21 protein-coding genes are annotated in these 25,600 nt (G+C 41.4%); 20 read left to right on the top strand and 1 reads right to left on the bottom strand.

The features are described 5' to 3' along the window. Window positions 1-100: 100 nt before the first annotated feature. The 6 genes from pabB to PCY08_RS03385 all read left to right on the top strand — a co-directional run bounded on the left by pabB (window position 101) and on the right by PCY08_RS03385 (window position 5,824). A complete protein-coding gene (gene pabB, locus PCY08_RS03410) occupies window positions 101-1,822 on the top strand; it encodes an aminodeoxychorismate synthase component I (protein ID WP_301559425.1) in 1,722 nt (573 codons plus the stop codon). After that, window positions 1,823-2,446: an alpha/beta hydrolase gene (locus PCY08_RS03405; RefSeq protein WP_301559424.1), complete on the top strand. Its 624-nt coding sequence runs from the start codon at window positions 1,823-1,825 to the stop codon at window positions 2,444-2,446. It abuts the gene before it with no gap. 43 nt (window positions 2,447-2,489) lie between these two features. Next, window positions 2,490-3,335, top strand: coding sequence for an excalibur calcium-binding domain-containing protein (locus PCY08_RS03400; protein ID WP_301559423.1), 846 nt, complete (start codon window positions 2,490-2,492; stop codon window positions 3,333-3,335). Between the two features lie 103 nt (window positions 3,336-3,438). Beyond that, window positions 3,439-4,398, top strand: coding sequence for an ROK family glucokinase (locus PCY08_RS03395; RefSeq protein WP_049508573.1), 960 nt, complete (start codon window positions 3,439-3,441; stop codon window positions 4,396-4,398). 98 nt (window positions 4,399-4,496) lie between these two features. Then, complete coding sequence (locus PCY08_RS03390) at window positions 4,497-4,931, top strand: GTP pyrophosphokinase (protein ID WP_301559422.1); 435 nt, start codon at window positions 4,497-4,499, stop codon at window positions 4,929-4,931. Window positions 4,932-4,984: 53 nt separating this feature from the next. After that, window positions 4,985-5,824 (top strand): thymidylate synthase, encoded by an 840-nt coding sequence (locus PCY08_RS03385; protein ID WP_049526234.1) that lies wholly within the window; start codon window positions 4,985-4,987, stop codon window positions 5,822-5,824. Between the two features lie 115 nt (window positions 5,825-5,939). On the opposite strand, the gene PCY08_RS03380 is transcribed toward PCY08_RS03385, so the two are convergent. Further along, entirely contained in the window at window positions 5,940-6,110 is a 171-nt protein-coding gene (locus PCY08_RS03380) for a DUF3042 family protein (RefSeq protein WP_001051776.1), read from the bottom strand. A gap of 120 nt (window positions 6,111-6,230) precedes the next feature. On the opposite strand from PCY08_RS03380, the gene miaA reads away from it, so the two are divergent. The 14 genes from miaA to bgaA all read left to right on the top strand — a co-directional run bounded on the left by miaA (window position 6,231) and on the right by bgaA (window position 25,430). Beyond that, window positions 6,231-7,115 carry a tRNA (adenosine(37)-N6)-dimethylallyltransferase MiaA gene (miaA, locus tag PCY08_RS03375; RefSeq protein ID WP_301559421.1) on the top strand — a complete coding sequence of 295 codons (885 nt, stop codon included), beginning with the start codon at window positions 6,231-6,233 and terminating at the stop codon, window positions 7,113-7,115. After that, the gene (gene hflX, locus PCY08_RS03370; protein ID WP_045763203.1) at window positions 7,108-8,346 is read left to right on the top strand and encodes a GTPase HflX; all 1,239 of its coding nucleotides are present in this window, start codon (window positions 7,108-7,110) and stop codon (window positions 8,344-8,346) included. The genes miaA and hflX overlap by 8 nt, the downstream gene beginning before the upstream one ends. Further along, window positions 8,339-8,962 carry a cystathionine beta-lyase gene (locus tag PCY08_RS03365; RefSeq protein ID WP_045763204.1) on the top strand — a complete coding sequence of 208 codons (624 nt, stop codon included), beginning with the start codon at window positions 8,339-8,341 and terminating at the stop codon, window positions 8,960-8,962. The genes hflX and PCY08_RS03365 overlap by 8 nt, the downstream gene beginning before the upstream one ends. Window positions 8,963-8,976: 14 nt before the next feature. Next, window positions 8,977-9,906, top strand: coding sequence for a ribonuclease Z (gene rnz, locus PCY08_RS03360; protein ID WP_301559420.1), 930 nt, complete (start codon window positions 8,977-8,979; stop codon window positions 9,904-9,906). Window positions 9,907-9,926: 20 nt separating this feature from the next. Further along, window positions 9,927-10,682, top strand: a complete 756-nt coding sequence (locus PCY08_RS03355; protein ID WP_301559419.1) for an SDR family oxidoreductase — start codon at window positions 9,927-9,929, stop codon at window positions 10,680-10,682. 202 nt (window positions 10,683-10,884) lie between these two features. Next, window positions 10,885-11,454, top strand: coding sequence for an SMI1/KNR4 family protein (locus tag PCY08_RS03350; protein ID WP_301559418.1), 570 nt, complete (start codon window positions 10,885-10,887; stop codon window positions 11,452-11,454). 18 nt (window positions 11,455-11,472) lie between these two features. Next, entirely contained in the window at window positions 11,473-11,910 is a 438-nt protein-coding gene (locus tag PCY08_RS03345) for a hypothetical protein (RefSeq protein WP_049526220.1), read from the top strand. 2 nt (window positions 11,911-11,912) lie between these two features. After that, window positions 11,913-12,977 (top strand): ankyrin repeat domain-containing protein, encoded by a 1,065-nt coding sequence (locus PCY08_RS03340; protein ID WP_049526218.1) that lies wholly within the window; start codon window positions 11,913-11,915, stop codon window positions 12,975-12,977. A 44-nt stretch (window positions 12,978-13,021) separates the two neighbouring features. Next, window positions 13,022-13,609: an SMI1/KNR4 family protein gene (locus PCY08_RS03335; RefSeq protein ID WP_049526253.1), complete on the top strand. Its 588-nt coding sequence runs from the start codon at window positions 13,022-13,024 to the stop codon at window positions 13,607-13,609. Continuing rightward, window positions 13,606-14,355 carry a hypothetical protein gene (locus PCY08_RS03330; RefSeq protein WP_049526216.1) on the top strand — a complete coding sequence of 250 codons (750 nt, stop codon included), beginning with the start codon at window positions 13,606-13,608 and terminating at the stop codon, window positions 14,353-14,355. The genes PCY08_RS03335 and PCY08_RS03330 overlap by 4 nt, the downstream gene beginning before the upstream one ends. An 18-nt stretch (window positions 14,356-14,373) precedes the next feature. Beyond that, entirely contained in the window at window positions 14,374-15,330 is a 957-nt protein-coding gene (locus PCY08_RS03325) for a hypothetical protein (RefSeq protein WP_301559417.1), read from the top strand. A 196-nt stretch (window positions 15,331-15,526) separates the two neighbouring features. Further along, the gene (locus tag PCY08_RS03320) at window positions 15,527-17,275 is read left to right on the top strand and encodes a glycoside hydrolase family 13 protein (RefSeq protein ID WP_301559416.1); all 1,749 of its coding nucleotides are present in this window, start codon (window positions 15,527-15,529) and stop codon (window positions 17,273-17,275) included. 14 nt (window positions 17,276-17,289) lie between these two features. Then, complete coding sequence (locus PCY08_RS03315) at window positions 17,290-17,847, top strand: SMI1/KNR4 family protein (protein ID WP_301559415.1); 558 nt, start codon at window positions 17,290-17,292, stop codon at window positions 17,845-17,847. Between the two features lie 518 nt (window positions 17,848-18,365). Continuing rightward, window positions 18,366-25,430: an LPXTG-anchored adhesin/beta-galactosidase BgaA gene (gene bgaA / locus PCY08_RS03310; RefSeq protein ID WP_301559414.1), complete on the top strand. Its 7,065-nt coding sequence runs from the start codon at window positions 18,366-18,368 to the stop codon at window positions 25,428-25,430. Window positions 25,431-25,600: the final 170 nt, after the last annotated feature.

Here is a 25,600-nt window from a genome sequence, read left to right as displayed (position 1 = left end):
GTTCAGATTTTCTTAGAAAGTGACATCTACTTTATCATTCTCAAAGAATAAAATTGCCAGATCTCCTGTTGGGGTCTGGCTTTTATGGTATACTTAGGATATGCATAGAAAAACAGTGATTGATTTTAGGGCTTTGGGCGAGCGATACACCTTTACCCAGCCTATCAAAGAGTTAAAAACCAGAGATTTAGCAGAAGTAACAGACTTGTTAGCTCAAGTGGAAAGCTACCAAAAGCAAGGCTATTATGTAGTTGGTTATGTTAGTTATGAAGCAGCACCTGCTTTTGAGGAGAAGTTGGCGGTTCACGAGGGTCCCTTGTTAGGAGAGTATCTCCTCTATTTCACTATTCATGACAGCGTTGAAAAATCTAGCATTCCTCTGACTTATGAGGAGGTGGCTTTGCCATCAAACTGGCAGGAAGTAACATCTGCAGAGGACTATGAAAAGGCGATTGCGCAAATTCACCATCATTTACGACAAGGGGATACTTATCAGGTCAACTATACTGTTCAACTCAAGCAGGAGTTGTCTGCCAATCCTTTTGCTATCTACAATCGTATGGTTGTAGAGCAGGAAGCGGGATATAATGCTTACGTAGAGCACGACGACATGGCAGTAATTTCCATGAGTCCAGAACTCTTTTTTGAGCAAAATGGGCGTGAGTTGACCACTCGTCCTATGAAGGGGACGACTAAACGTGGTCTGACTGATGCAGAAGACTTGAAAGAGGCAGTTTGGTTAGAACAGGATCCCAAAAATCGCTCAGAGAATATGATGATTGTGGACCTCTTGCGCAATGACATGAATCGTCTGTCTGAGGTGGGAAGTGAGCATGTGGAACGTTTATGTCAGGTGGAACAGTATTCAACGGTTTGGCAGATGACTTCGACCATCAAGAGTCAGTTACAACCGGATGTTGACCTAGTAGAAATCTTCCGTTCTCTCTTTCCATGTGGCTCTATCACAGGGGCTCCCAAGATCGCGACCATGGAAATTATCAAGAACTTGGAACCACAAGCTAGAGGAGTCTACTGTGGAACTGTTGGTCTCTTACTTCCCAATGGACGACGAATTTTCAATGTCGCCATTCGAACCATTCAACTGCATGGAGGGCAAGCCATCTATGGAGTCGGTGGAGGCATTACATGGGATAGCACTTGGGAGTCAGAATACCGCGAAGTCCATCAAAAGGCTACTGTTCTTTACCGAAAACAGCCTCGTTTTCAATTGATTACGACAGGGAAAATTAGCCAGAAAAAAATCCTCTTTGAAAATCAACATCTAGAAAGATTGCAAAAGGCTAGTCGTTACTTTACCTTTCCTTTTGATGCAGAAGACTTGAGACAAAAGATAGAGGAAGAGTGTCAAGCTTGTGACCTCCATCAAGACTATCGTTTGCGAATCAGTCTCAATAAGTCTGGAGAAATAGACATTGATCGACAAGTATTAACACCACTTAGTTATAGCTTCTGTCAGGCTAAACTTTGTCTGCAAGAAGCTGATTTGCAGCAGGCCTTTACCTACTTTAAGACGACACACCGACCACATTTGACAATGGGAGAGCAGGAAATCATCTATTACACTGTTGATGGAAAATTGCTTGAAACCTCTATTGGCAATCTGGTTTTGAAAATGAATGGGAAACTCTATACACCGCCAAGTCAACTAAGTCTTTTACCAGGGATTTATCGTCAACACTTGCTTGAAAGCGGGCAGGTAGAAGAGAAGGTTTTGACCATAGAAGATTTGATGCGAGCAGAAGTCATCTATGGCTGCAATGCAGTCAGAGGCTTGTATGAATTGTCAGTAAAGGAGAACTAATTGAAACTCGTATTTTTACACGGTTTGGGACAGTCAGCAGATAGTTGGAAAGAGGTTCAGGATTTGCTGGCAGATTATCCCTCTGAAGCCCTAGAGTTATTTCCTACCGGAGTTGGGACTTATCAAGAAGCCAAAGAGCGCATTTATCAGCACTTATCAGAGGAGACTGAACCTTTTGTCTTAATCGGTTTGTCTTTAGGGGCTGCACTTGCGTTGGAGCTTTCAAGTTCTGAGATACAAAATCTTCAGGCCTTGGTTTTGTCAGGATGTCCACTGAAATTAGCAGGTAACATTCCTTTTTACATTCAGTTGCTGATATTTAAATTGCTTCCTAAGAGGATATATGAAAAGCAGGGGGCAGATAAGGCTCTTATGGTTGGAGTTTCCGAAGAATTAAAAATACTTGATTTAAGAGAGATTGCACGGGATTGTCCCTATCCAAGCTTGTTGATCTGTGGTAGTCAGGATAAGCCAAATCTCAGTTCAATGAAAGGTCTTCATGAACTGATGCCAGATTCTCAGTTTCAGATCATCCCTGACGGCCCTCATGTCCTGAATAGGGCAAAACCAAAAGAGTTTGCAGAATTAACCAGAAGTTTTCTTGAATTGCTGAAACAAGTTTGATAAAATAATATTGAGATTGATATTATAATTTTAGGAGAAAATCATGAACAAACGTCATTTATTAAAACTAGGCTTAGCTTCTTTACCTGCCCTAGCTTTGTTTTTACAACCTGTTGTGGCAGATGAAAGTATCCATTTTTCGAGCTGTAAGGAAGCTTGGGAGAATGGATATGCAGATATTCATAAGGGAGAACCAGGTTATTCTGCTACTCTGGATAAGGATCATGATGGAATCGCTTGTGAATCGAAGAATGCGCCTAAGGGAGTTTTAAAAGAGAAAAAGACGAGTACATCTCAAGCTAACACCAATGTAGCACCAAATAGTGCAGTACCTGCTCCTAGTACAGAAGTTGTAAGTGGTTGGGTTCGTCAAAATGGATCTTGGTACTATTTTTCTGCAAATGGGAAACCAGCAACAAATACTTGGCAGGGTGCATACTACCTCAAATCAGATGGAAGAATGGCTGAGAATGAGTGGGTATACGATAACTATTACCAAGCTTGGTATTACCTCAAATCAGATGGTTCCTATGCCCGCAATACATGGCAAGGAAGTTACTATCTCAAATCAGATGGTAAGATGGCTCAGAGTGAATGGATTTATGATTCTTACTACAAAGCCTGGTATTACCTCAAATCAGATGGTTCTTATGCTCATAATGCTTGGCAAGGTGCATACTACCTCAAGTCAAATGGTAAAATGGCTCAGAGTGAATGGGTTTATGATTCTTCTTACCAATCTTGGTACTATTTAAAATCAGATGGATCTTATGCTCGTAATGCATGGCAAGGAAACTACTACCTCAAATCAGATGGTAAAATGGCAAAAAATGAGCGAGTGGATGGTGGACGCTATTATGTAGATGCTTCTGGTTTGTGGAAACCATAGAACAGAAAAAAGTTTGGAAAAGTAATGCAAACCTTTGCACTGAATGGCAGATTTTGTTATACTAGTACTGTAAGCTTTTTCAATTAAGGATAAGGAGAAGACGATGAGTCAAAAGATTATTGGGATTGACCTTGGTGGAACTTCTATCAAGTTCGCTATTTTAACGCAAGAAGGAGAAATCCAAGAAAAATGGTCTATCAAGACTAACATTTTGGATGAAGGAAGCCATATCGTAGACGATATGATTGAAACTATCCAACACCGTTTGGGCTTGCTTGGATTGTCTGCTGAAGATTTCCGTGGAATTGGTATGGGATCACCTGGTGTGGTTGACCGTGAAAAAGGGACTGTTATCGGTGCCTACAACTTGAACTGGAAAACTCTTCAACCAATCAAAGAAAAAATGGAAAAAGCCTTGGGTATTCCATTCTTCATCGACAATGACGCTAACGTGGCAGCTCTTGGTGAGCGTTGGATGGGTGCTGGTGAAAACCAACCAGACGTTGTCTTTATGACACTTGGTACAGGTGTTGGTGGCGGTATCGTGGCAGAAGGAAAATTACTTCACGGTGTTGCTGGTGCTGCAGGTGAACTTGGACACATCACAGTTGACTTTGATCAACCAATCGCATGTACGTGTGGTAAAAAAGGCTGTCTTGAGACAGTAGCTTCAGCAACAGGTATTGTTAACTTGACTCGTCGTTATGCAGATGAATATGAAGGCGATGCAGAGTTGAAACGCTTGATTGATGATGGAGAAGAAGTAACTGCTAAAACTGTCTTTGATTTGGCAAAAGAAGGAGACGACCTTGCCTTGATCGTTTACCGTAACTTCTCACGTTACTTGGGAATTGCATGTGCCAACATCGGTTCAATCCTAAACCCATCAACAATCGTTATCGGTGGTGGTGTATCAGCTGCGGGAGAATTCCTTCTCCAAGGTGTACAAAAGGTTTATGATGAAAATACCTTCCCACAAGTTCGTACAACCACTAAATTGGCTCTTGCCACTCTAGGAAACGACGCTGGAGTGATTGGTGCTGCGTCACTTGTCTTGCAATAAGATAGATTGATAAAAGAGCTTGGTTATTGATCAAGCTCTTTTTAAGTTGAAGTTGTTAGAATAAAGTAATAACTCAATAATGATAGGAGGAGTTTTGGATGAATACTGCAGAACAATCCATGGTGGATTTAGCCTTGTCTATTGCTAGGCAAGCTCATGAAGGGCAACTGGTTAAGGCAGGAGTAGATTATATAGAACATCCAATCTATGTAGCAAGCCAAGTTGCTACTGAAGAAGGAAAAGCAGTGGCTTTACTACATGATGTTATTGAAGACAGTCATTATACGGCTGAAGAACTATTACAAGCTGGTTTGCCAGAAACAGTAGTTACTGCCGTTCAGATTTTGTCAAATAAAAAGGGGCAAGACTATCAAACATATCTGGAAAATGTAAAATCTAATTCTCTAGCACGTGTTGTCAAATTAGCAGATTTGAAGCATAATTCAGATTTATCGAGATTGTCTTCTATTACTGAAAAGGATAGGGAAAGATTGAAGAAATATAAAAAGGCTATTGATTTTTTGAGCAGGTAGAAAAACCCTTTTTATGCTATACTAGTTAAGAATAAAAGTTGAGGTAGGGGTAAATGACAAAAGCAGACACGATTTTTAAAGAAAATATCGAGCGAATTCTCAATGAAGGAGTCTTTTCAGAACAAGCTCGTCCCAAGTATAAGGATGGAACAGTAGCTAACTCCAAGTACATCACAGGTGCTTTTGCGGAGTACGATTTGTCTAAGGGGGAATTTCCAATCACGACCTTGCGCCCCATCGCAATCAAATCAGCCATCAAGGAAGTACTTTGGATCTACCAAGACCAGACCAATAGTTTGGAAGTTCTCAATGACAAGTACAATGTTCACTACTGGAATGACTGGGAAGTTGGAGATACAGGGACTATTGGGGAACGTTATGGGGCTGTTGTTAAGAAGCATGACATCATTAACAAGATTCTCAAACAGTTAGAAGCCAATCCTTGGAACCGTCGCAATATCATCTCACTTTGGGATTATCAAGCTTTTGAGGAGACAGATGGCCTCCTTCCATGCGCCTTTCAGACTATGTTTGATGTCCGTCGAGTAGATGGGGAAATTTATCTGGATGCAACCTTGACCCAGCGTTCTAATGATATGCTAGTAGCTCACCACATCAATGCCATGCAGTATGTGGCGCTTCAGATGATGATTGCTAAACATTTTGGATGGAAGGTTGGGAAATTCTTCTACTTTATCAATAACCTTCACATCTATGACAATCAATTTGAACAAGCTCAGGAATTGCTTCGTCGTGAGCCTTCAAATTGCCAACCACGTTTAGTCTTGAATGTACCAGACAAGACCAACTTCTTTGATATTAAAGCAGAGGATTTTGAGCTGGTTGATTATGATCCAGTCAAGCCACAGTTGAAGTTTGACTTGGCAATTTAATACTCTCTGAAAATCTCTTCAAACCACGCTAGATTCCTAGTTTCCTATTGGGTTGTTATTGAGTATAAATATAGAAAAAAAGAAGTTGAGAAAAAGTCTCAACTTCTTTTGTTGCTTAGTGTGATACGCGACGACGCGCTGCTTTTTTACGATTTTCTTCGATGAAAGCTGCTTTTTGTTCTTCTGGTTCGATCACTTTCTTTTTAACTGCGTATACTGCACCTGCAACTGCAGCGACAGTTCCTGCAATACCTGTTACAAGACCTTTAGCGAATCCTTTAGCCATGAGTATTCCTCCTTTAACTTATAAATCAGCCAGCTACCTCAAGAGGTCGCATTTTTCTGACTGACCTTTTTGTGATATAATAATAGTAACGAAAAAATGGGAATTTTTCAAGGAAAAAAGATGAAAACAAAAATAATTGTGATTGTTGGACCGACTGCAGTCGGAAAGACAGCTCTAGCCATTGAAGTTGCTAAGCATTTTAATGGTGAAGTAGTTAGTGGAGATAGCCAACAAGTCTATCGAGGACTAGAAATTGGGACAGCCAAGGCTAGTCCGGAGGAGCAGGCAACTGTCCCTCATCATTTGATTGATGTGAGAGAAGTAACCGAGTCTTACTCGGCTTTTGATTTTGTTTCAGAAGCTAAGGCGGCCATTGAGGATATTCAAAGTCGCGGCAAACTAGCTATTATCGCTGGTGGGACAGGTCTTTATATCCAGAGTCTGCTAGAAGGATATCATTTAGGTGGAGAGACACCTCATGAGGATATTTTAGCCTATCGCGCTAGTCTAGAGCCTTTTTCGGATGAGGAGTTAGCCCATCTGGTGGATCAAGCAGGCCTTGAAATTCCCCAGTTTAATCGTCGTCGTGCCATGCGTGCCTTGGAAATTGCCCATTTTGGTCAGGATTTGGAAAATCAAGAGACCTTGTATGAACCGCTGATTATCTGCTTGGACGATGAACGTAGTCAGCTTTATGAGCGTATCAATCACAGAGTGGACCTGATGTTTGAAGCTGGACTTTTAGACGAAGCCAAGTGGCTGTTTGACCATTATCCAGATGTTCAAGCTGCTAAAGGAATTGGTTACAAGGAACTATTTCCCTATTTTCGAGGAGAGCAGTCCTTGGAAGAAGCTCGTGACAGTCTCAAACAGGCGACCCGTCGTTTTGCCAAGCGCCAGCTAACCTGGTTCCGCAATCGCATGCAGGTGACCTTTTATCAGATAGGAGAATCTGGTGTACAAGACCGTATTTTAAACCAGATTGAGGAGTTTTTAAATGATTGAAACGGAGAAAAAAGAGGAGCGAGTCCTGCTGATTGGTGTTGAACTCCAGGGCATGGATAATTTTGACCTCTCCATGGAAGAACTGGCTAGTCTGGCTAAGACGGCTGGTGCAGTCGTAGTCGATAGTTACAGACAAAAACGTGAAAAATACGACTCCAAGACCTTCGTCGGTTCTGGTAAGTTGGAAGAAATTGCTCAAATGGTGGATGCAGAAGAAATCACAACTGTCATTGTCAACAACCGTCTGACACCTCGACAAAATGTCAATTTAGAAGAAGTCTTGGGTGTTAAAGTCATTGACCGCATGCAGTTGATTTTGGATATCTTTGCCATGAGAGCTCGAAGCCATGAAGGAAAGCTTCAAGTTCATCTTGCTCAGCTCAAATACCTCTTGCCTCGCTTGGTTGGTCAAGGGATTATGCTTAGCCGTCAGGCTGGGGGCATTGGTTCTCGTGGTCCAGGTGAAAGTCAGTTGGAGCTCAATCGTCGTAGTGTTCGTAACCAAATCACAGATATCGAGCGTCAGCTCAAAGTCGTTGAGAAAAATCGAGCGACAGTTCGAGAAAAACGTTTGGAGTCAAGTACCTTTAAGATTGGTTTGATTGGCTACACCAATGCTGGAAAGTCAACTATCATGAATACCTTGACTAGCAAGACCCAGTATGAGGCAGATGAGCTCTTTGCGACTCTGGATGCGACAACTAAAAGCATTCATCTGGGGGGCAATCTTCAGGTTACCTTGACTGACACCGTTGGGTTTATTCAAGATTTGCCGACAGAGTTGGTGTCAAGTTTCAAGTCTACCTTGGAAGAAAGCAAGCATGTAGACCTCTTGGTTCATGTTATCGATGCCAGCAATCCTTACCATGAGGAACATGAAAAAACGGTCCTGTCTATCATGAAAGACTTGGACATGGAGGATATTCCTCGCCTAACCCTTTATAATAAAGCGGATTTGGTGGAGGATTTCACGCCTACCCAAACGCCGTATGCACTGATTTCTGCCAAATCTGAGAATAGTCGAGAACAGTTGCAGGCTTTATTGCTAGATAAGATCAAGGAAATTTTTGAACCCTTTACTTTGCGCGTGCCTTTTTCTAAGTCTTACAAGATTCATGATTTAGAAAGTGTTGCGATTCTTGAAGAACGGGACTACCAAGATGACGGTGAAGTCATCACAGGCTACATTTCTGAGAAAAATAAATGGAGATTAGAAGAATTTTATGACTGATATCAAATCATTAGCTCTCAAGTATGGTGGCTATACGAGTTTAGACAAGGTATATCTAGATCAGCTTTTAGCTGGTAGGTCTGAAGAGGAGCAACTAGCTCTAATCACACCTCCACCTAGCGTGGTTAATGCCTACTTTGCAGAACTCTACCAGAAAAAAAGTCCTCAAGCTGCGACGGATTATTTTGCAGAAGTCAGCCAGGAACTGAACCTCTACAATGCTGAGCCAAGTTTCACGGAAGAAAGCAAACCCTTTATTCGTCTGAATCTGTCAGGCAAATCTTTTGGTTTTTGCTATGAGAAAGAAGGTCTGGGTCGGATTTTCTCAGAAACTGAGGAAACAATCACAGCTGACTTGCTTTTTGAAATTGCGCAAATTTTCCCCCATCAGCTAGTTTTTGAGGAGTCTGGGAAAATTTACATGAAGGCAATCGGAGAAGAGGAAGTTGTTAACGTGGAAAATCTTACAGCTTTGACAGATTTGGAAAGCTTGGCAGATGGTCGCAAGCGTCTCAAAGGCTATAGTCAAGAAGATTTATTACAAGAAGCTAAAGCCTATACTGGTAAGCTTTATTATCGCTCAGAAAACCGCACCGCTATGTTATATATTGATTAATTAGAAAGTATCGAATGGATATTCAATTTTTAGGAACGGGGGCTGGTCAGCCCTCTAAAGCCCGCAACGTTTCAAGTCTCGCCCTGAAACTCTTGGATGAGATTAACGAAGTTTGGCTCTTTGACTGTGGCGAAGGAACGCAAAATCGCATTCTGGAAACCACGATTCGACCACGAAAAATCAGCAAAATCTTTATCACCCACTTACACGGAGACCATATCTTTGGCTTGCCAGGATTTCTTTCAAGTCGCGCTTTTCAAGCCAATGAAGAGCAGACAGATTTGGAAATCTATGGTCCCCAAGGTATTAAGTCATTTGTCTTGACTAGTTTACGTGTCTCTGGTTCTCGTCTACCCTATAAGATTCATTTTCATGAATTTGACCAAGATTCTCTTGGGAAAATCCTTGAAACGGATAAGTTTACTGTATATGCGGAAGAGTTGGATCACACTATTTTCTGTGTCGGCTATCGTATCATGCAAAAGGACCTAGAAGGGACCTTGGATGCTGAGAAACTCAAGGATGCTGGTGTCCCATTCGGCCCTCTTTTTGGAAAAATTAAAAACGGTCAGGATGTCGTCTTAGAAGACGGCACCGAGATTAAGGCAGCAGATTATATTTCAGCACCGCGACCTGGTAAGATTATTACCATTTTGGGAGATACTCGAAAAACAGATGCTAGTGTGCGTCTTGGAGTCAATGCAGATGTTCTTGTCCATGAGTCCACTTATGGCAAGGGTGATGAGAAGATTGCCCGCAACCACGGTCACTCAACTAATATGCAGGCTGCACAAGTAGCGGCAGAAGCAGGAGCCAAACGACTTTTGCTCAACCATATCAGTGCACGCTTCCTTTCAAAAGACATTAGCCAGCTCAAGAAAGATGCGGCAACAATTTTTGAAAATGTCCATGTGGTTAAAGACCTAGAAGAAGTGGAAATCTAGGATCTCGAGAAAGGATAAATATGTCTACGATTCTCATTACGGGTGCTAGTGGTGGTCTAGCTCAAGAAATGGTCAAACTCTTGCCCAATGATCAATTGATTTTGCTGGGTAGAAATAGAGAAAAATTAGCTCAACTATACGGAAATCATCTACATGCAGAATTGGTCGAGATAGATATTACAGATGATCAAGCACTTCAAGTTCTTATAACGGAACTCTACCAGCGCTATGGCAAGATTGATGTTTTAATTAACAACGCTGGCTACGGGATTTTTGAAGATTTTGACAAGATTTCTGATCAAGACATTCATCAAATGTTTGAGGTTAACACCTTTGCTCTCATGAATCTATCACGTTTGCTTGCAGCTCGTATGAAGGAGACTCGAAAAGGCCATATCATCAATATCGTCAGCATGGCAGGATTGATAGCGACTAGCAAGTCCAGTCTATACTCTGCGACCAAGTTTGCGGCCATTGGTTTTTCAAATGCTTTGCGCCTCGAACTCATGCCCTATGGTGTCTATGTGACAACTGTTAATCCAGGCCCGATCCGTACAGGATTTTTTGACCAAGCAGACCCAGATGGGACCTATCTCAAGTCGGTTGACCGTTTTCTATTGGAACCGGATGCTGTCGCGCAAAAGATCGTTAAGACCATAGGTAAAAACAAACGCGAGCTCAATCTCCCAATCTTGCTCAATCTAGCCCATAAGTTTTATACCCTCTTTCCCAAGCTAGCAGATAAGTTGGCTGGAGAAACCTTTAATTATAAGTGAGAAAGCTGTTCCCTTGAGGAATGGCTTTTTGCTTTAATTAGAAGAAGTTGTTTGTCAAAAATAATCCCTGAAAATACTGGTAGTTTATCCCTGTTAGATAGCTTTGAGGTATAATAGAGATAAGAAAGTTCATTAGATAAATGAAGTCCCAAACCAGCTAGCTTACCTTAGATAATGACTCATGTATAGCCGGAGGTTGACAATGGAATTATTGACAATTGACCAAATCATTTCCATTATTGAGGAAGCAACACAAGGGCTTGACCCTGAGATAAGAGAAGGAATTGTCCTGAGCCATACTGAACTGCCCGTGTCTGAACTGGATCGTTTGAAAAAACAATTACAAATCCAAGATTTGGATCCGATTTTTAGGAAATATATTTTGGCCTATAACTGGGGGCAGGTCGGTTTTTTAAGTTACCAGTTTGGATATGGGGACGACACTAGTCTTACTTGGCTAATCAATCGCAATCTGGAATACCACGATTACTCGACTCTACAAGAAAGAGGCTTGTTCATCATTGCAAATGGAGATCCCTACACTATTTTGCTGGACTGTCAATCTGGGGCGGTCTATGCTCTTGATGCAGAGATGAACTATGATGAAAAAATATGGCTGGCATCAGATTTTCTAGCATTTGTTAGAGCCATGGGAACGGCTCAATCTGCAGTTTGGAAGGGTTGTGAAAGTGACTTCATCCACTTGATGACTAGAAAAGGCCATGCGTCCAGTTTGATATTTTGGCAGAGTCTGGTCGGATTTTATGATTGAAAATAGAAGGAGCAAGTCATGGAATTTATTGTAGCTGAGGAAGGGATTCCTCAAAATATCGGAAGTCAGGGAGCCCTGATTGCCTATTATGGCAGTGAGATAGAATTTCATTATGAAACCGTTCCACCACACGGTGATGAGATTTTTTCTGCCAAGTTGCCTTTGTTGGGGCTTGATCTGCCCTTTTGGATCTATGGGAGAAATCTCATGTTTTTAGATGCTTACTACCTCTTAGCAGAAACAGTTAAGAAAGGGACTTGGGATCCCATAACGAGTATGCTCATCGACATTCATACGGGGGAATACGCCAGCCTAGACCACTGGTACAATCATATATCTATTGAGCAAAACGGTCTTGAGTTGAAAAATGATTATGATGGACAAGCCCTGACCTTGAAAACTGTTGACAATCTTCATTGGCTTGCCCTAGATGCTAAATCAGAAGAAAGGAACTAAATATGGCAAAGAAAAGAGTAACCTTACCAAAAGAGTTTAAGGATTTAATGGATGAAGGAAATATTGAAGCCCTTAAAGCAGTCTATGATCGTTGTGAATTAACCGCTCATGATGGAAGATTTAGCTTATGTACACCTCTGCATATGGGAGGAGTCCCAGATGAATTGGTTATCTGGCTGGTGGAAAAAGGCTTAGATATCAATATCCCTGATTATTATGGAGCGACTCCTTTGTACCGTCAGGCAACCATGGGAAGAGAGACTGTAAAACTCTTGCTCGAATTGGGGGCAGACATTGGAAAACCTAATACCTATGGTGAGACCCCCCTACATGTAGCAGCTGAGTTTTTCCATCCTAAGACTGTCAAACTTTTGATTGATAAGGGAGCAGATGTCAATGCTAAAAATGATATGGGAAGAACCCCACTAGCTTCAGTCTTGATGGTTTGTCGGGGGATTTATATTGCCCAAACAGCTGAAATTGCCTCTATGCTGCTGGATGCAGGTGCTAAGAAAACATCTGCTATGAAAGAAAAGGTTGAAAATATTGGTAAGGATTTTGAATTTCATAGAGAAGGGATCAATCCCGATTATCTAGAAGCAGCAGATCAGGGTCTAGAAAAACTTTATGCTTTGTTTGATGTCAAGCCGGTAGCCAAACGAATAACCCACGATGGAGTTTCTCCGATTCTCGTAAAAGAAGGTAGTTGGGAGGAGCAATACGAGGAACTTTGGTCCTTCTTGATTCCTTCAAGTGGAGCAGCAAAAACTGTTCAGGGGGAAGTTATCCGTATACCAGGTCGAGTTCGAGATGAACTGGATCGCAATGGTGGGGTCAACTGGGACAGGGACTATAGAAAAATGCTTCAGGCTCTCCCTCAATACTTGTCTCTAGGAATCCCTCTTTCAGACCAAGAATTGGAAGAGACTAAAGAGCTTATTGCTCAAGTTCATGGGAAAGATTTTGATGACGAGCCTCGCCTAGACCGCCTGTGTCAGCTAGCTCTTGCTTGGGTTAAGCAAAATTCTGAACCCCTTCTCCTAGAAAAAACAAGTTATAAGCGTTAAAAAGCATTGGAAGACAGATAAAATAAAGAAATCATGGTGAAATGATGCAACTAATTGACCAAGTTAAAAAAATAGAAACTTATATTTGTGAGTGTTTTGAAGTCTGGGATTTGGATGATCCTGTAGAGGAAGGATATCTGGAAGATTATCAGGGCATTTCTGGTGCTTCCGAAGAAGAGCTTCAAGCCTTTGAGGAAAGATTTGGTATTCGTCTACCTAGTGACTTCAAAGAGCTTTATAGCTATAAAAATGGGAGTAAATACCTCTCTATTTTACCTTGTGTAATTGACCAGAGAGATTTGACTTTTTCTCTCATGAGTCTACAGGAAATTGAGACTTGTAAAAAGTACTTTCAAAATAGAGATGCTCTGTTAACCGAATTTCCCGACTATTTTTCTAGTCAAGACCTAGAAAACATGCATGATAGTAGAATTAAGCCTTATCTTTTTAATAAAAAATGGCTTCCTTTTGCTCAGTATTGTGACTCTTGTTATCTTATGCTGGATTTTGATCCAGATCAGGAGGGTCAGGAAGGACAGGTTATTTGCTACATCCATGATCCTGACCAGGTGATCTATGCGGCTAAAAGCCTTACAAATCTGATTGAAGGGATAATGGAAGAAATCATATGAATGGACAAATGTATCAGATAGCCTGTATCGTGGCAGCAGCTAGGAAGGCTTTAAAAAGTGGTAAAGAAATATGCTATAATCCTGAAAAATATACAAATAAGTTGAGCTTTCAAATTTTGCCGTCAGAAAATGGGGAAGTTATAGAACTATCTGTATCTGACTGGTTTGAAAATCTTAAGGAAAAAGGTTTGAAGGACTTACAATTATTTTGTCCTATTTCAGTTGAAGACAGAGGTATTTTAGGATTCTCTAATACGACACAGAGTTCAATTCTCTGTTTTTATAAAGATGGGAAGGCAAGTTATTTCCTACCAAATTGGGAAGCTGCTTCCTCAGGTAGGGGCTGGGATGTTACCTACACCGAGTATGAATGGGAAAGGTCTTCTCAAGACATTCCCCACTATGAAAATAATATCGAAGAATTTAAGGACATATTGTCTCGTATAGAAGATTTAGCAAGTAAAATTGAATGTGACAACTTTGCCAAAGTCTTTCACTCTGCTAGAAACTTTTTGCTAGATCCAGAATCTGGTAAAGGACTGGCAGAACCTCAAATTCCACCGCAACATTTAAGCATATTTAGAGCTGCAAGTGCAGCGGATGTTTTTGGAGCAATGGGCTCCTGGAATGATGAACCTGGATGGCTGGCACAAGATAAGGGACTGGGTCAAGTATACGATGAACTTTCAGATCAATTGCTAAGAAATATTAGATCAGCCATTCTATTTGCCATCAACGAGTGGTGATGGATTAGGAGAGAGAAAATGGGGAAGTTAAAGTTAAGTCTATTGAATAAATGGGAACTAGACAAGGAATACAATAGTGTTCTCAATTCTGTCATGTTACAGGGTGGTAGAGCCTTTGTCTTAACCAGTGAGAAGGAAGCTTCCAATCTCTACTGTCTGCTTGAAGTATCACCTTTGGGTGTGAAGGAGATAGATGCTTGGGATTGTGACCATGTTTGGGAGGAAGAGCCTCTACTCTTTACAGATGGACAAAATATTGGCATCATCAAGGCTGGCAAGGAAATAGTCTATTATACTGGTGATTTTTCTAATCCAGAAATCATTGCCATAAAGAATCCGCAAAGTATACTTCCTAAAAAGGCACAAGAGAGATATTTTCAAATCGTATCAGATAGCGACCAGATACCCGTGTGTTTTGAAGATCAAGTTTATACAAACCAAGCAAGAAACTTTGCCCTTTTAGAGTTTGATAGGGAGAAAAAGCAGGCGAAGTGGACCACTTATTCGCATATTGATAAAAAAGAGTTAAATCACCACGACACGAGCTCTGATGCTTGTCCTAAAATTGATAGTATGAAATGTTGGAAGCAAGAGCTCTATGCCTTTAGCTCTGGAGAAAGTCAAACCTCTGTCAATAAATGGGGCATGGACTATTATGCTCTTGTTAAAATCTCTAGTGATGGTCGTATTATTGAAAAGTTATTAGAATCTGAACATTTAAAGGCTTCAGGTAAAAAAGCTGGTGTCAATGGACTCTTTACGGATTCGCCTTATCTGATCCTGAGCCCTCTATTTAAGAATGATGACTGGAAGGGCAAGCAAAAGCTATTTTCTCTGACAACAAGAGAATGGTGCGATATAGCCTTTCCTAGAGGAATGAGTAAACACAAGCTTCAAAATATAACAGACAACTTTTGTTTAACCTTCCTGTACGACAGAGGATTAAAAGAACTTGCCCTTTGTCGGATTGACTAGGCTGTGAGGCTGAGTTTGAGAGCTTTTTATAGATAGGTGCTGAAATTTCTTGGTTAGTCTGCAGTATTCATTTTGAGGTGTTTTCTTGTCAAATTTGACCAAGTATTGCAAATCGAATCTTAAAATAGTATACTAGTTCTGTTAGTTATGAAAACGTTTGCGTTTTTGTTGTTGAAGATTATTTAGGAGACAATACATGGAATTAACAGCTATTTATCATAGACCAGAATCAGAGTATGCTTATCTGTACAAAGAAGGTCAGCTACATATCCGAATCAGAAGCAAGAAGGATGATGTCCAGCAGGTCATCTTACACTATGGAGATCCCTTTATCTTTATCGAGGCTAAGTATGAAGCTAAGAAAGAAATGACCAAAGTAACCTCGGATGCTTTATTTGATTATTGGCAGGTTACGGTCTCTGTTGATTTTGCACGAATTCAATATCTCTTTGAGCTACTTGATAAAGAAGGTCAGGGTGTTTTTTACGGTGATAAGGGTTGTGTAGAACATACTCAAGAAAACTTGGATGCTGATGGAAACGGCTTTAAGCTTCCTTATATTCACGAAATTGACGGTTGTCAGGTACCTGACTGGGTTTCAAATACCATTTGGTATCAGATTTTCCCAGAACGATTTGCAAATGGAAATCCTAATTTGACCCCAGATGGAGCTCGAGAGTGGGATGCTGCCATTGCACCTAACATGGATGATTTTTTTGGTGGAGATTTACAAGGGATTATTGACCATTTAGACTATCTAAAAGATTTGGGAATCACTGGACTTTATCTATGTCCGATTTTTGAAGCTACAACCAATCACAAGTATGATACGACGGATTATTTTGAAATTGACCGTCACTTTGGGGATAAGGAAATTTTTGCTAATCTAGTCGAGGAAGCTCACAAACGTGGCATCAAGATTATGCTAGATGCTGTTTTCAATCATATCGGCTACCAGTCTGCCCAATGGCAGGATGTTCTAAAGAACGGAGAAAAGTCACCATATAAAGATTGGTTCCATATCCAAGAATTTCCAGTTACTGAGGATAAACTTCAGAACCCAAGAGAGCTACCGTATCATACCTTTGCCTTTGCTAGCTATATGCCTAAGTTGAATACAGCCAATCCTGAAGTCAAAGACTATCTTCTCAGTGTTGCAACCTACTGGATTGAGAATTTTGATATCGATGCTTGGCGCTTGGACGTTGCCAATGAAATTGACCATCAGTTCTGGAGAGATTTCAGAAAGGCAGTTCTCGCTAAAAAGCCTGATTTGTATATCTTAGGTGAAATCTGGCATACCTCACAACCTTGGCTACAAGGGGACGAGTTCCATGCTGTCATGAACTATCCGCTCTCTGAAAGTATCAAGGATTATTTCTTGCGTCAGCGTAAAAAGACAGAGCAGTTTATTTCAGAAATCAATAGCCAGTCTATGTACTACAAGCAACAAATATCAGAAGTGATGTTTAACCTTCTTGATTCTCACGATACAGAGCGTATCCTCACAACTGCCAAAGGCAATCTCCAACATGTCAAGGCTGCTCTAGCTTTCCTCTACCTTCAAAAAGGGACTCCTTGTATCTATTACGGAACAGAGTTGGCCCTAATAGGTGGACCAGACCCTGACTGCCGTCGTGTCATGCCTTGGGAGCGTGTGTCTGAAGACAATGACATGCTGAATTTCATGAAACAGTTGATTCAAGTCCGTAAGGAAGTGGCAAGTATGATTCAGCATGGTAATTATCGCTTGGAAGAATTGAAACCAGATGTCCTATCCTTGAAGTGGAACTACCAAGGAAAAGACGTTCAGGCAATCTTTAATCAGTCTAAAGAGAATTTTGTTTTAGAAAGAGACTCTGTTGATTTAGCGAGTCATTGCCAGTTTGAAGATGGTCAGCAAGTCATCTTGCCAGATGGATTTGTAGTTATTATTTCTGAGTAAAAAGGATTAAAATAATGGCACTCAAGGAAGTTTATGAGTATTTTCGTCACTATGATAAGGAAACTTATCAAGTTGTCGCCTGCATGGGCAATGAACCATCGGAAGGAGATGTTCAAGATTTCGAAAATCAATACGGCATTCGTCTGCCAGAAGATTTCAGGGAATTCGCCATGTCAGCTCTGGGAGGTCTCTTTATGGAAGTCAGGGAAGAGCTATGGCCAAGAGCCAAGGCTTACGATGTAGCCCCATTTTGGACCTTCTGTCGAGGTATTAAGGTCTTGGGAATTGCAAATGGCATCCCAGACTTCTTAGACATTCGTCTTAAAACCAAGGAATTACACGCTCTGGGCTTTGTGGATTATATTCCATTTCTGTCTATCGTCGGGGACGGAGATGTGATTTTTTGCTTTGATAAGGACAATCATATTGTAGCTCTAGATTGGTATAATAGTGGCGAAACTGAAGAGCTTGAATGTGATTTTTCAGGACTTTTACTCCAGCAAATTGCCGAGCTAGAAGAACGTAAAAATGAGATGGTCAAGCTTTTGGAAAAGAGGAAATCTAGTCAATAATCTATAAGGAAATATCAGTTTGATAGTCCGTAAAAGAGGTTGGGACAAAAGATCCCGACCTCACTTTTTATTAGCAATCAAACTTTGACGCGGTAGTTGATTGAACTTTTTGTTCGTCTTTTATACTCTTCGAAAATCAAATTCAAACCACGTCAGCGTTGCCTTGCCGTACTCAAGTACAACCTGCGGCTAGCTTCCTAGTTTGCTCTTTGATTTTCATTGAGTATTAGACTCCAAAAAGCTCCTAATCATCATCCTCGCGGGGCTGGGACTACGAAATCGAGACTTTGTCTATCGATTTCTGTCCCACCACCTTTTTTAGTAAAATCATTCGCTAAATGTACATTCAGATTTTCAAAGTTTTCTACAAATTATAGAAAAAAGAATCAAAAGTATGATTTTTATGCTGCCAGTATTGAAGTTTCTTATATTATTTTATAAAATAGAAGCAAAATACTACTGAAAAAGTAGAGCGCTTACACAAAAATGGAAGCGGTTACGAATGTAAGGAGGATCTTATGGGAAAAGATCATTGGAATCGAAAAAGAGTGTATAGTATCCGAAAATTTACCGTTGGAACTTGCTCTGTAGTCATCGGTACTTGCTCAGTCTTATTTGGAGCAAGTGTAGCTGCTGCAAATCCAGTAGCTGCGGAAGAAACTCCGATTACAGTTGCTACAGAAAAAGTAGAGGACGAATCTAAAAAAGAGAACCTTGTTGAAACGGCCAATTCAGTTGCTGATGAAGCAGTTGCTCCAAGCCATGAAGCTGAAAAAACACAGGACGATCAAACTCTACAATCAGACTCTGACAAAAAAGAGGATTCCATGCTAGATAAGAAACCTCAAGCAATTACTCAAGATCAATCTGCTCAAACGGAAAAACCGGACCTAAAACCGGCTACCAGCGAGGAGGTAAATCAATTGGTTGAGGACCGTAAAGTAGAATTTAACCAAAACTGGCATTTTAAACTCAATGCTAATGCCAAAGACGCCATCAAACCAGATGCAGATGTATCAAGCTGGAAGAAATTAGACCTTCCTCATGACTGGAGTATCTACAATGACTTCGATCATGATTCTCCTGCCCAAAATGAGGGGGGACAACTCAATGGTGGTGATGCTTGGTATCGCAAGACCTTTAAACTAGATGAAAAAGACCTTAACAAGAATGTTCGCCTAGTCTTTGATGGTGTTTATATGGATTCGCAAGTCTATGTAAATGGTCAGCTAGTTGGTCACTATCCAAATGGTTACAACCAATTCTCTTATGACATCACTGATTATCTCAATAAAGACGGTCGTGAAAATGTCGTAGCTGTACATGCGGTTAATAAACAACCAAGTAGCCGTTGGTACTCAGGAAGTGGTATTTACCGCGATGTTACCCTTCAAGTCACAGATAAGGTTCATGCTGAGAAAAATGGAACAACTATCTTAACACCAGACCTTGAAAAACAACAAAATGGTAAGGTTGATACTCATGTAACAAGTAAGATCGTCAATACAGATGACAAAGATCATGAAATTGTTGCTGAATACCAAATTATTGAACGAAATGGTCAGGCTGTAACGGACGCAGTTCGTACAGATAGCCAAGTCTTGAAAGCTCATCAATCAACTAGTTTGAATGCTATTTTGCAAGTTGAGAAACCAAAACTCTGGACAGTTCTTAACGATAAACCGGCTCTTTATGAATTAGTGACTCGTGTTTATCGTGATGGTCAATTGGTCGATGCCAAGAAGGACTTGTTTGGTTACCGTTACTATAACTGGACACCAAATGAAGGATTCTCTTTGAATGGTGAACGCATTAAATTCCATGGAGTTTCTCTTCACCATGACCATGGAGCTCTAGGGGCTGAAGAAAACTATAAGGCAGAATACCGTCGTCTGAAACAGATGAAGGATATGGGTGTGAATTCTATCCGTACAACCCACAACCCAGCTAGTGAGCAAACGTTGCAGATCGCTGCAGAACTAGGTTTGTTGGTCCAAGAAGAAGCCTTCGATACTTGGTACGGTGGGAAGAAACAGTATGACTACGGACGTTTCTTTGACAAAGACGCCACTCACCCAGATGCTAAAAAAGGTGAAAAATGGTCTGACTTTGACCTACGTACAATGGTCGAGAGAGGCAAAAACAACCCTGCTATCTTCATGTGGTCTATCGGTAATGAAATCGGTGAAGCAGACGGTAAGGCTCGTTCTCTAGCAACGGTTAAACGCTTGGTGCAAGTGATCAAGGCTGTTGATAAGACACGCTATGTTACTATGGGAGCAGACAAGTTCCGCTTTGGTGATGGTAGTGGTGATCATGAAAAGGTTGCCAACGAACTTGATGCGGTTGGATTTAACTATTCAGAGGACAACTACAAGAAGCTTCGTGCGAAACATCCAAATTGGTTGATTTACGGTTCAGAAACTTCTTCAGCAACTCGTACTCGTGGTAGCTATTTCCGTCCAGAAAGTGAACTAGTCCATAGCAACCAAGCTTACCGTCACTATGAGCAATCAGACTATGGTAATGACCGTGTTGGTTGGGGTAAAACAGCCACTGCATCGTGGACTTTTGACCGAGACAATGCTGGTTATGCTGGTCAGTTTATCTGGACAGGTACTGACTATATCGGTGAGCCTACTCCATGGCACAACCAAAACCAAACTCCAGTTAAGAGTTCTTACTTTGGTATCGTAGATACAGCTGGAATTCCTAAGAATGACTATTACTTGTACCAAAGCCAATGGGTTTCTGCTCAGAAGAAACCAATGGTTCACCTCCTTCCTCACTGGAACTGGGAAGATCCTACTCTGAAAGCAAATGTAGCGGACGCAGATGGTAAGATTCCTGTTCGTGCATTTTCAAATGCTGCCAGTGTGGAACTGTTCTTGAATGGCGAGTCTCTAGGTAAGAAAACCTTTAACAAGAAACAAACTAGTGATGGCCGTACTTACCAAGAAGGTGCCAATGCCAAGGAACTTTACCTTGAGTGGAAGGTTGCTTATCAACCTGGAACCTTGGAAGCAGTAGCTCGCGATGAGGCTGGTAATGAAATTGCTCGTGATAAGGTTACGACTGCTGGTGAACCTGCAGGTGTTCGCCTAGTCAAAGAAGAAAATGCTATCGCAGCAGACGGAAAAGATCTCACTTATATTTACTACGAAATCGTTGACAGTGCTGGTAATGTAGTTCCAACTGCCAATAACCTTGTGCGCTTCCAGTTGCATGGACAAGGTCAAATTGTCGGTGTGGATAACGGTGAACAAGCAAGCCGTGAACGTTATAAAGAGCAAGCTGACGGTTCATGGGTTCGTAAGGCCTTCAATGGTAAGGGTGTTGTCATTGTCAAATCAACTGAGCAAGCTGGTAAATTTACCTTGACTGCTCATTCTGATCTCTTGAAATCTGATCAAACTACTATCTTTACAGGTAAGAAAGACCAAGCTGAAAAAACAGTTTTGGGTACAGAAGTTGCTAAAGTCCGTACTGTTATCGGTCAAGCACCGAAAATGCCTAAGAAGGTAGCATTTATCTACAGTGATGGTAGCCGTACAAAACTTCCAGTAGAATGGTCAGCAGTTGATGTCAATGAACCAGGAATTGTGACTGTTAAGGGGGTAGCAGATGGACGAGACGTCGAAGCGCGTGTTGAAGTCTTGGCTCTCGAAGCAGAATTGCCTGTAGTCAAGAGAATCGCTCCAAATACAGACCTAAATTCAGTTGACAAATCTGTTTCCTACGTATTGTCAGATGGTACTGTAGCAAGCTATGATGTTAATAAGTGGGAAATTGCAGCTGAAGACCAAGCTAAACTAGCAATCCCAGGCTCTCGCATCCCAGCAAAAGGTATTTTAGAAGATGAAGAAATCGCTGCGACCTTGGTAGTTGCAGAAGGGGAAGCTGCTAATCCAGTAGTTCCAAGTGTAACTGTAGCAGATCAAGCGGTTGAAGGTCTTTCAACAGACCAACCTGTAAAATATCACAAGCTTGCTTATGGAGCAGCCTTGCCAGAGGTCAAAGCTACAGCTGAAAATGCTCAAGTGACAGTTATTCAAGCTAATGAAGCAAATGGTATGCGTGCAAGCATCCATGTTCAACCAAACGATGGTGGCCCACTACAAACCTATGCTATCCAATTCCTACAAGAAGCTCCACAAATTGAACGTTTGAGCCTAGAAGTTGAAAATGCAGCTACTTTGAAAGAAGACCAAACTGTCGGTATCAAGGTCTTGGCTCACTATCAAGACGGTACACAAGCAGTCTTGAAAGCTGATAAGGTTACCTTCTCAACTACAGGTGAAGGAGATGTAGCCGTTCGTAAAGGTATGCTTGAATTGCACAAACCTGGTCAAGTAACTCTGAAAGCTCAATTTGAAGGAGCAGAAGGTCAGATTGACTTGAACATTCAAGCAAATACTGAAAGCAAAGTTGTCCAAGCCATCCGTCCAGTCAGTGTCGTGACAGGTTTGAACCAAGAACCAAGTCTACCTGCTACTGTAACTGTAGAGTATGACAAAGGATTTCCGAAGGTTCACAAGGTGACTTGGCAAGCAGTTGCTAAGGAAGACCTTGCTAAATACCATAGCTTTGATGTTCTAGGTAAAGTTGAAGGAATCGAGAAAGAAGCTCATGCTAAGGTATCTGTCGAAGGTATCATTGCTGTCGAAGAAGTGAGCGTAACTACTCCAGTTGCAGAAGCTCCTCAACTACCAGAGAGCGTTCGTACTTACCACTCAAATGGCCAAGTCTCTTCAGCTAAAGTAACTTGGGACGCAATTGAACCAAGCCAATACGCACAAGAAGGCAAGTTTACTGTGACAGGACATGTCGAAGGTACTCAACTACCAACTAAACTTCATGTTCGTGTATCTGCTCAGACAGAAACGGGTGCTAATATTTCTGACCAGTGGACTGGTTCCGAATTGCCACTTGCCTTTGCATCAGACTCAAACCCAAGTGATTCAGTAGCCAATGTCAATGACAAACTAATCTCATTTAATGATCAACCAGCAAACCGCTGGACAAACTGGAAACGTACAAGTGAAGCATCAGTGGGAATTCTCTTTGGTGACTCTGGTATCATGTCTAAACGATCAGTTGATAACCTCAATGTAGCCTTCCACGAAGACCACGGTGTTGGTGCACCTAAATCCTATGTCATCGAATACTATGTCGGTTCAGAAACTCCAACAGTTCCTAAGAATCCAAGCTTCGTAGCACGCGAAGACCATGTCTTTAATGACGATAAAAACTGGAAAGAAGTAACAAATCTCAAGGCTCCAGATAAAGTCAGAGCTGGAGAAATGACCCACTTTAGCTTTGATAAAGTCAACACTTACGCAGTTCGTATCCGCATGGTTAGACCAGATGGTAAATGGGGTACTTCTATTACAGAAATGCAAATCTTCTCTAAACAAGTAGCTGCAGCTAAGAATGCTCAAGCAAAAATCCAAGTAGATGGAAAAGATTTGCCAAACTTTAACCCAGGCTTGACTGACTACTATCTAGAAGCAAGCCAAGGAAAAGCACCAGCTGTTACAGCAAGTGTCACTGAAAATGGTATTGCAACAGTTGTACCAAGCGTAGGTGAAGGAGATCCAGTTCGTGTTGTTGTCAAGGCTGAAAACGGAGATATTCTAGGTGAATACCGCCTACACTTCACAAATGATAAAGATTTGCTCGCAAGTAAACCTGTTGCTGTTGCCAAATCATCTCGCTTGGTTGCTAAAGGACAAACCCTTGAATTACCAGCAAAAGTTCCTGTTTACTTCACAGGAAAATCTGACTATGAAGTGAAAGACTTGGCTGTTGACTGGGAAGCAATCCCGGCAGAGAATCTAACAAAAGCAGGTGAATTTACAGTTCATGGTCGCGTTTTGGGTACTGATTTAACTGCTGAAGTAGCTGTTCGTGTAACAGACAAACTCGGAGAAAATCTTTCAGACAACCCAGACTTCGATGACGATAGCAACCGTTCATTTGCCTCAGCAACTAACGATATTGATCCAAACTCTCATGACCGTGTAGATTATGTTAACGATGGTTCAGATGATGAAACCCGTCGTTGGACCAACTGGTCTCCAACTCCATCTGATAATCCAGAAGTCTCAGTAGGGGTTATCTTCAGAGAAAATGGTAAGATTGTTGAACGTACAGTAGCTGAAGGAAGCATTCGCTTCTTTGCAGATGGTGGAACAGATGCACCTTCTAAACTTGTTCTAGAACGCTATGTGGGACCAGAATTTGATTCACCAGAATATTACTCTAACTACCAACCATACGATCCAGAACATCCATTCAACACTCCTTCTAACTGGGAGAAAGTTGAATACCGTGCGGATCAAGAAGTTCAAGCAGGAACTGACATCCATGTAACTTTTGCACCAGTCAAAGCTAAAGCTATGAGATGGCGTATGGACAGAAAAGCAGACAAGAAGGGTGTGGCGATCACTGAAATGGCCTTTATCGCACCAAGTGAAGCTCCTAAAGACAATACAGCTTCTAAACTTCTAGTAGATGGTAAAGAGCTTGCTGACTTCTCTGAAGCTCGTGTGGATTACCAAGTAACCTATAGTGGAAACCGTCCTAAAGTGACCGTTGAAGCTGGTGAAAACGTAGCGGCAACAGTTGTCGATAGTGGGGACGATAAACTTCCAGTCTTGATACGTCTCGTTTCAGAAAGTGGTAAACACATCAAGGAATACCGTATCCAATTGACCAAAGAAAAGGTTGAAACTGGAAAAGTTGCCCCAGCTGTTCAGGAAGAGCTTCCTAGCCTAGAAGTGGTAGAAGAAGCTCTCAGCTTCAAGACAGTGAAGAAAGAAGATCCAACTCTAGCAGAAGGTGAAACTCGTGTAACTCAAGCAGGTCGTGAAGGTAAAGAACGTATCCTGACTGAAGTAGCACTAGATGGAAGCCGTACTGAAAAACTTCGCGAAACTATTGAAGCACCGCAAGATGAGATTGTCTTAGTCGGAACTAAGAAAGAAGTATCTGGTAAAACAGATCCAGCTATCCATGAAGTTCCAGAATTTACAGGCGGTGTCAATGGAGCAGAACCAGCTGTACACGAAGTTCCAGAGTTCACAGGTGGTGTGAATGGAGAAGAGGCAACAGTTCTTGAAGTTCCAGAATTCACAGGCGGTGTCAATGGGGCAGAAGCAGCTATTCATGAAATACCAGAGTATACTGAAGCTACGGTAGAAGCAGACAAGATTCCAGCACCAGTAGTAGAAGTACCAGAATTTACAGGTGGTGTCAATGGCACAGAAGGTGCTGTTCATGAAGTCCCTGAGTTTGCTGGTCATGTAAATGATTCAGAAGGAACTACCCACCAAGTTCCAGAATTTACTGGACGTGTGAATAGTTCAGCCCCAACTACAGTTGAAACTCCAGCATACAGAGATGAGCAGTCACAAGTAGCTCTTGCTATGTCACAAGACAAGACCTACCAAGCGCCTGCAAGTCATCAAAATATCCTCCCTGAAACAGGTACTAAGGAAAATGCAACCCTTGCAACAGCAGGTGTTGTAGGAGCACTACTTGGTCTCTTTGCAATGGGAAAGAAAAAAGAAGACGAATAAGATGATGTAAAAGCATCTAAGTCATAGAGATTGGACCAAGAGACTAATCTCGACAATAAAAAGCGGACAAAACTAGTTTTCTGATAAACAGAATCTGGTCTTGTTCGCTTTTTTATCTAAAAAGTTAATTGCAAAAGAAGACCAAAGATGATATTTGACAAAAAACTAAA

It is taken from the genome of Streptococcus sp. SO4 (assembly GCF_030440055.1).
Classification (GTDB): Bacteria; Bacillota; Bacilli; order Lactobacillales; family Streptococcaceae; genus Streptococcus; species Streptococcus nidrosiense.
This window is presented reverse-complemented; position numbering and strand designations above follow the sequence as displayed.

Coding starts and splice junctions, on each gene's coding strand:
- pabB (WP_301559425.1), top strand. CDS start 101: ATGCATAGAAAAACAGTGATTGATTTTAGGGCTTTGGGCGAGCGATAC.
- PCY08_RS03400 (WP_301559423.1), top strand. CDS start 2,490: ATGAACAAACGTCATTTATTAAAACTAGGCTTAGCTTCTTTACCTGCC.
- PCY08_RS03395 (WP_049508573.1), top strand. CDS start 3,439: ATGAGTCAAAAGATTATTGGGATTGACCTTGGTGGAACTTCTATCAAG.
- PCY08_RS03390 (WP_301559422.1), top strand. CDS start 4,497: ATGAATACTGCAGAACAATCCATGGTGGATTTAGCCTTGTCTATTGCT.
- PCY08_RS03385 (WP_049526234.1), top strand. CDS start 4,985: ATGACAAAAGCAGACACGATTTTTAAAGAAAATATCGAGCGAATTCTC.
- PCY08_RS03380 (WP_001051776.1), bottom strand. CDS start 6,110: ATGGCTAAAGGATTCGCTAAAGGTCTTGTAACAGGTATTGCAGGAACT.
- miaA (WP_301559421.1), top strand. CDS start 6,231: ATGAAAACAAAAATAATTGTGATTGTTGGACCGACTGCAGTCGGAAAG.
- hflX (WP_045763203.1), top strand. CDS start 7,108: ATGATTGAAACGGAGAAAAAAGAGGAGCGAGTCCTGCTGATTGGTGTT.
- PCY08_RS03365 (WP_045763204.1), top strand. CDS start 8,339: ATGACTGATATCAAATCATTAGCTCTCAAGTATGGTGGCTATACGAGT.
- rnz (WP_301559420.1), top strand. CDS start 8,977: ATGGATATTCAATTTTTAGGAACGGGGGCTGGTCAGCCCTCTAAAGCC.
- PCY08_RS03355 (WP_301559419.1), top strand. CDS start 9,927: ATGTCTACGATTCTCATTACGGGTGCTAGTGGTGGTCTAGCTCAAGAA.
- PCY08_RS03350 (WP_301559418.1), top strand. CDS start 10,885: ATGGAATTATTGACAATTGACCAAATCATTTCCATTATTGAGGAAGCA.
- PCY08_RS03345 (WP_049526220.1), top strand. CDS start 11,473: ATGGAATTTATTGTAGCTGAGGAAGGGATTCCTCAAAATATCGGAAGT.
- PCY08_RS03340 (WP_049526218.1), top strand. CDS start 11,913: ATGGCAAAGAAAAGAGTAACCTTACCAAAAGAGTTTAAGGATTTAATG.
- PCY08_RS03335 (WP_049526253.1), top strand. CDS start 13,022: ATGCAACTAATTGACCAAGTTAAAAAAATAGAAACTTATATTTGTGAG.
- PCY08_RS03330 (WP_049526216.1), top strand. CDS start 13,606: ATGAATGGACAAATGTATCAGATAGCCTGTATCGTGGCAGCAGCTAGG.
- PCY08_RS03325 (WP_301559417.1), top strand. CDS start 14,374: ATGGGGAAGTTAAAGTTAAGTCTATTGAATAAATGGGAACTAGACAAG.
- PCY08_RS03320 (WP_301559416.1), top strand. CDS start 15,527: ATGGAATTAACAGCTATTTATCATAGACCAGAATCAGAGTATGCTTAT.
- PCY08_RS03315 (WP_301559415.1), top strand. CDS start 17,290: ATGGCACTCAAGGAAGTTTATGAGTATTTTCGTCACTATGATAAGGAA.
- bgaA (WP_301559414.1), top strand. CDS start 18,366: ATGGGAAAAGATCATTGGAATCGAAAAAGAGTGTATAGTATCCGAAAA.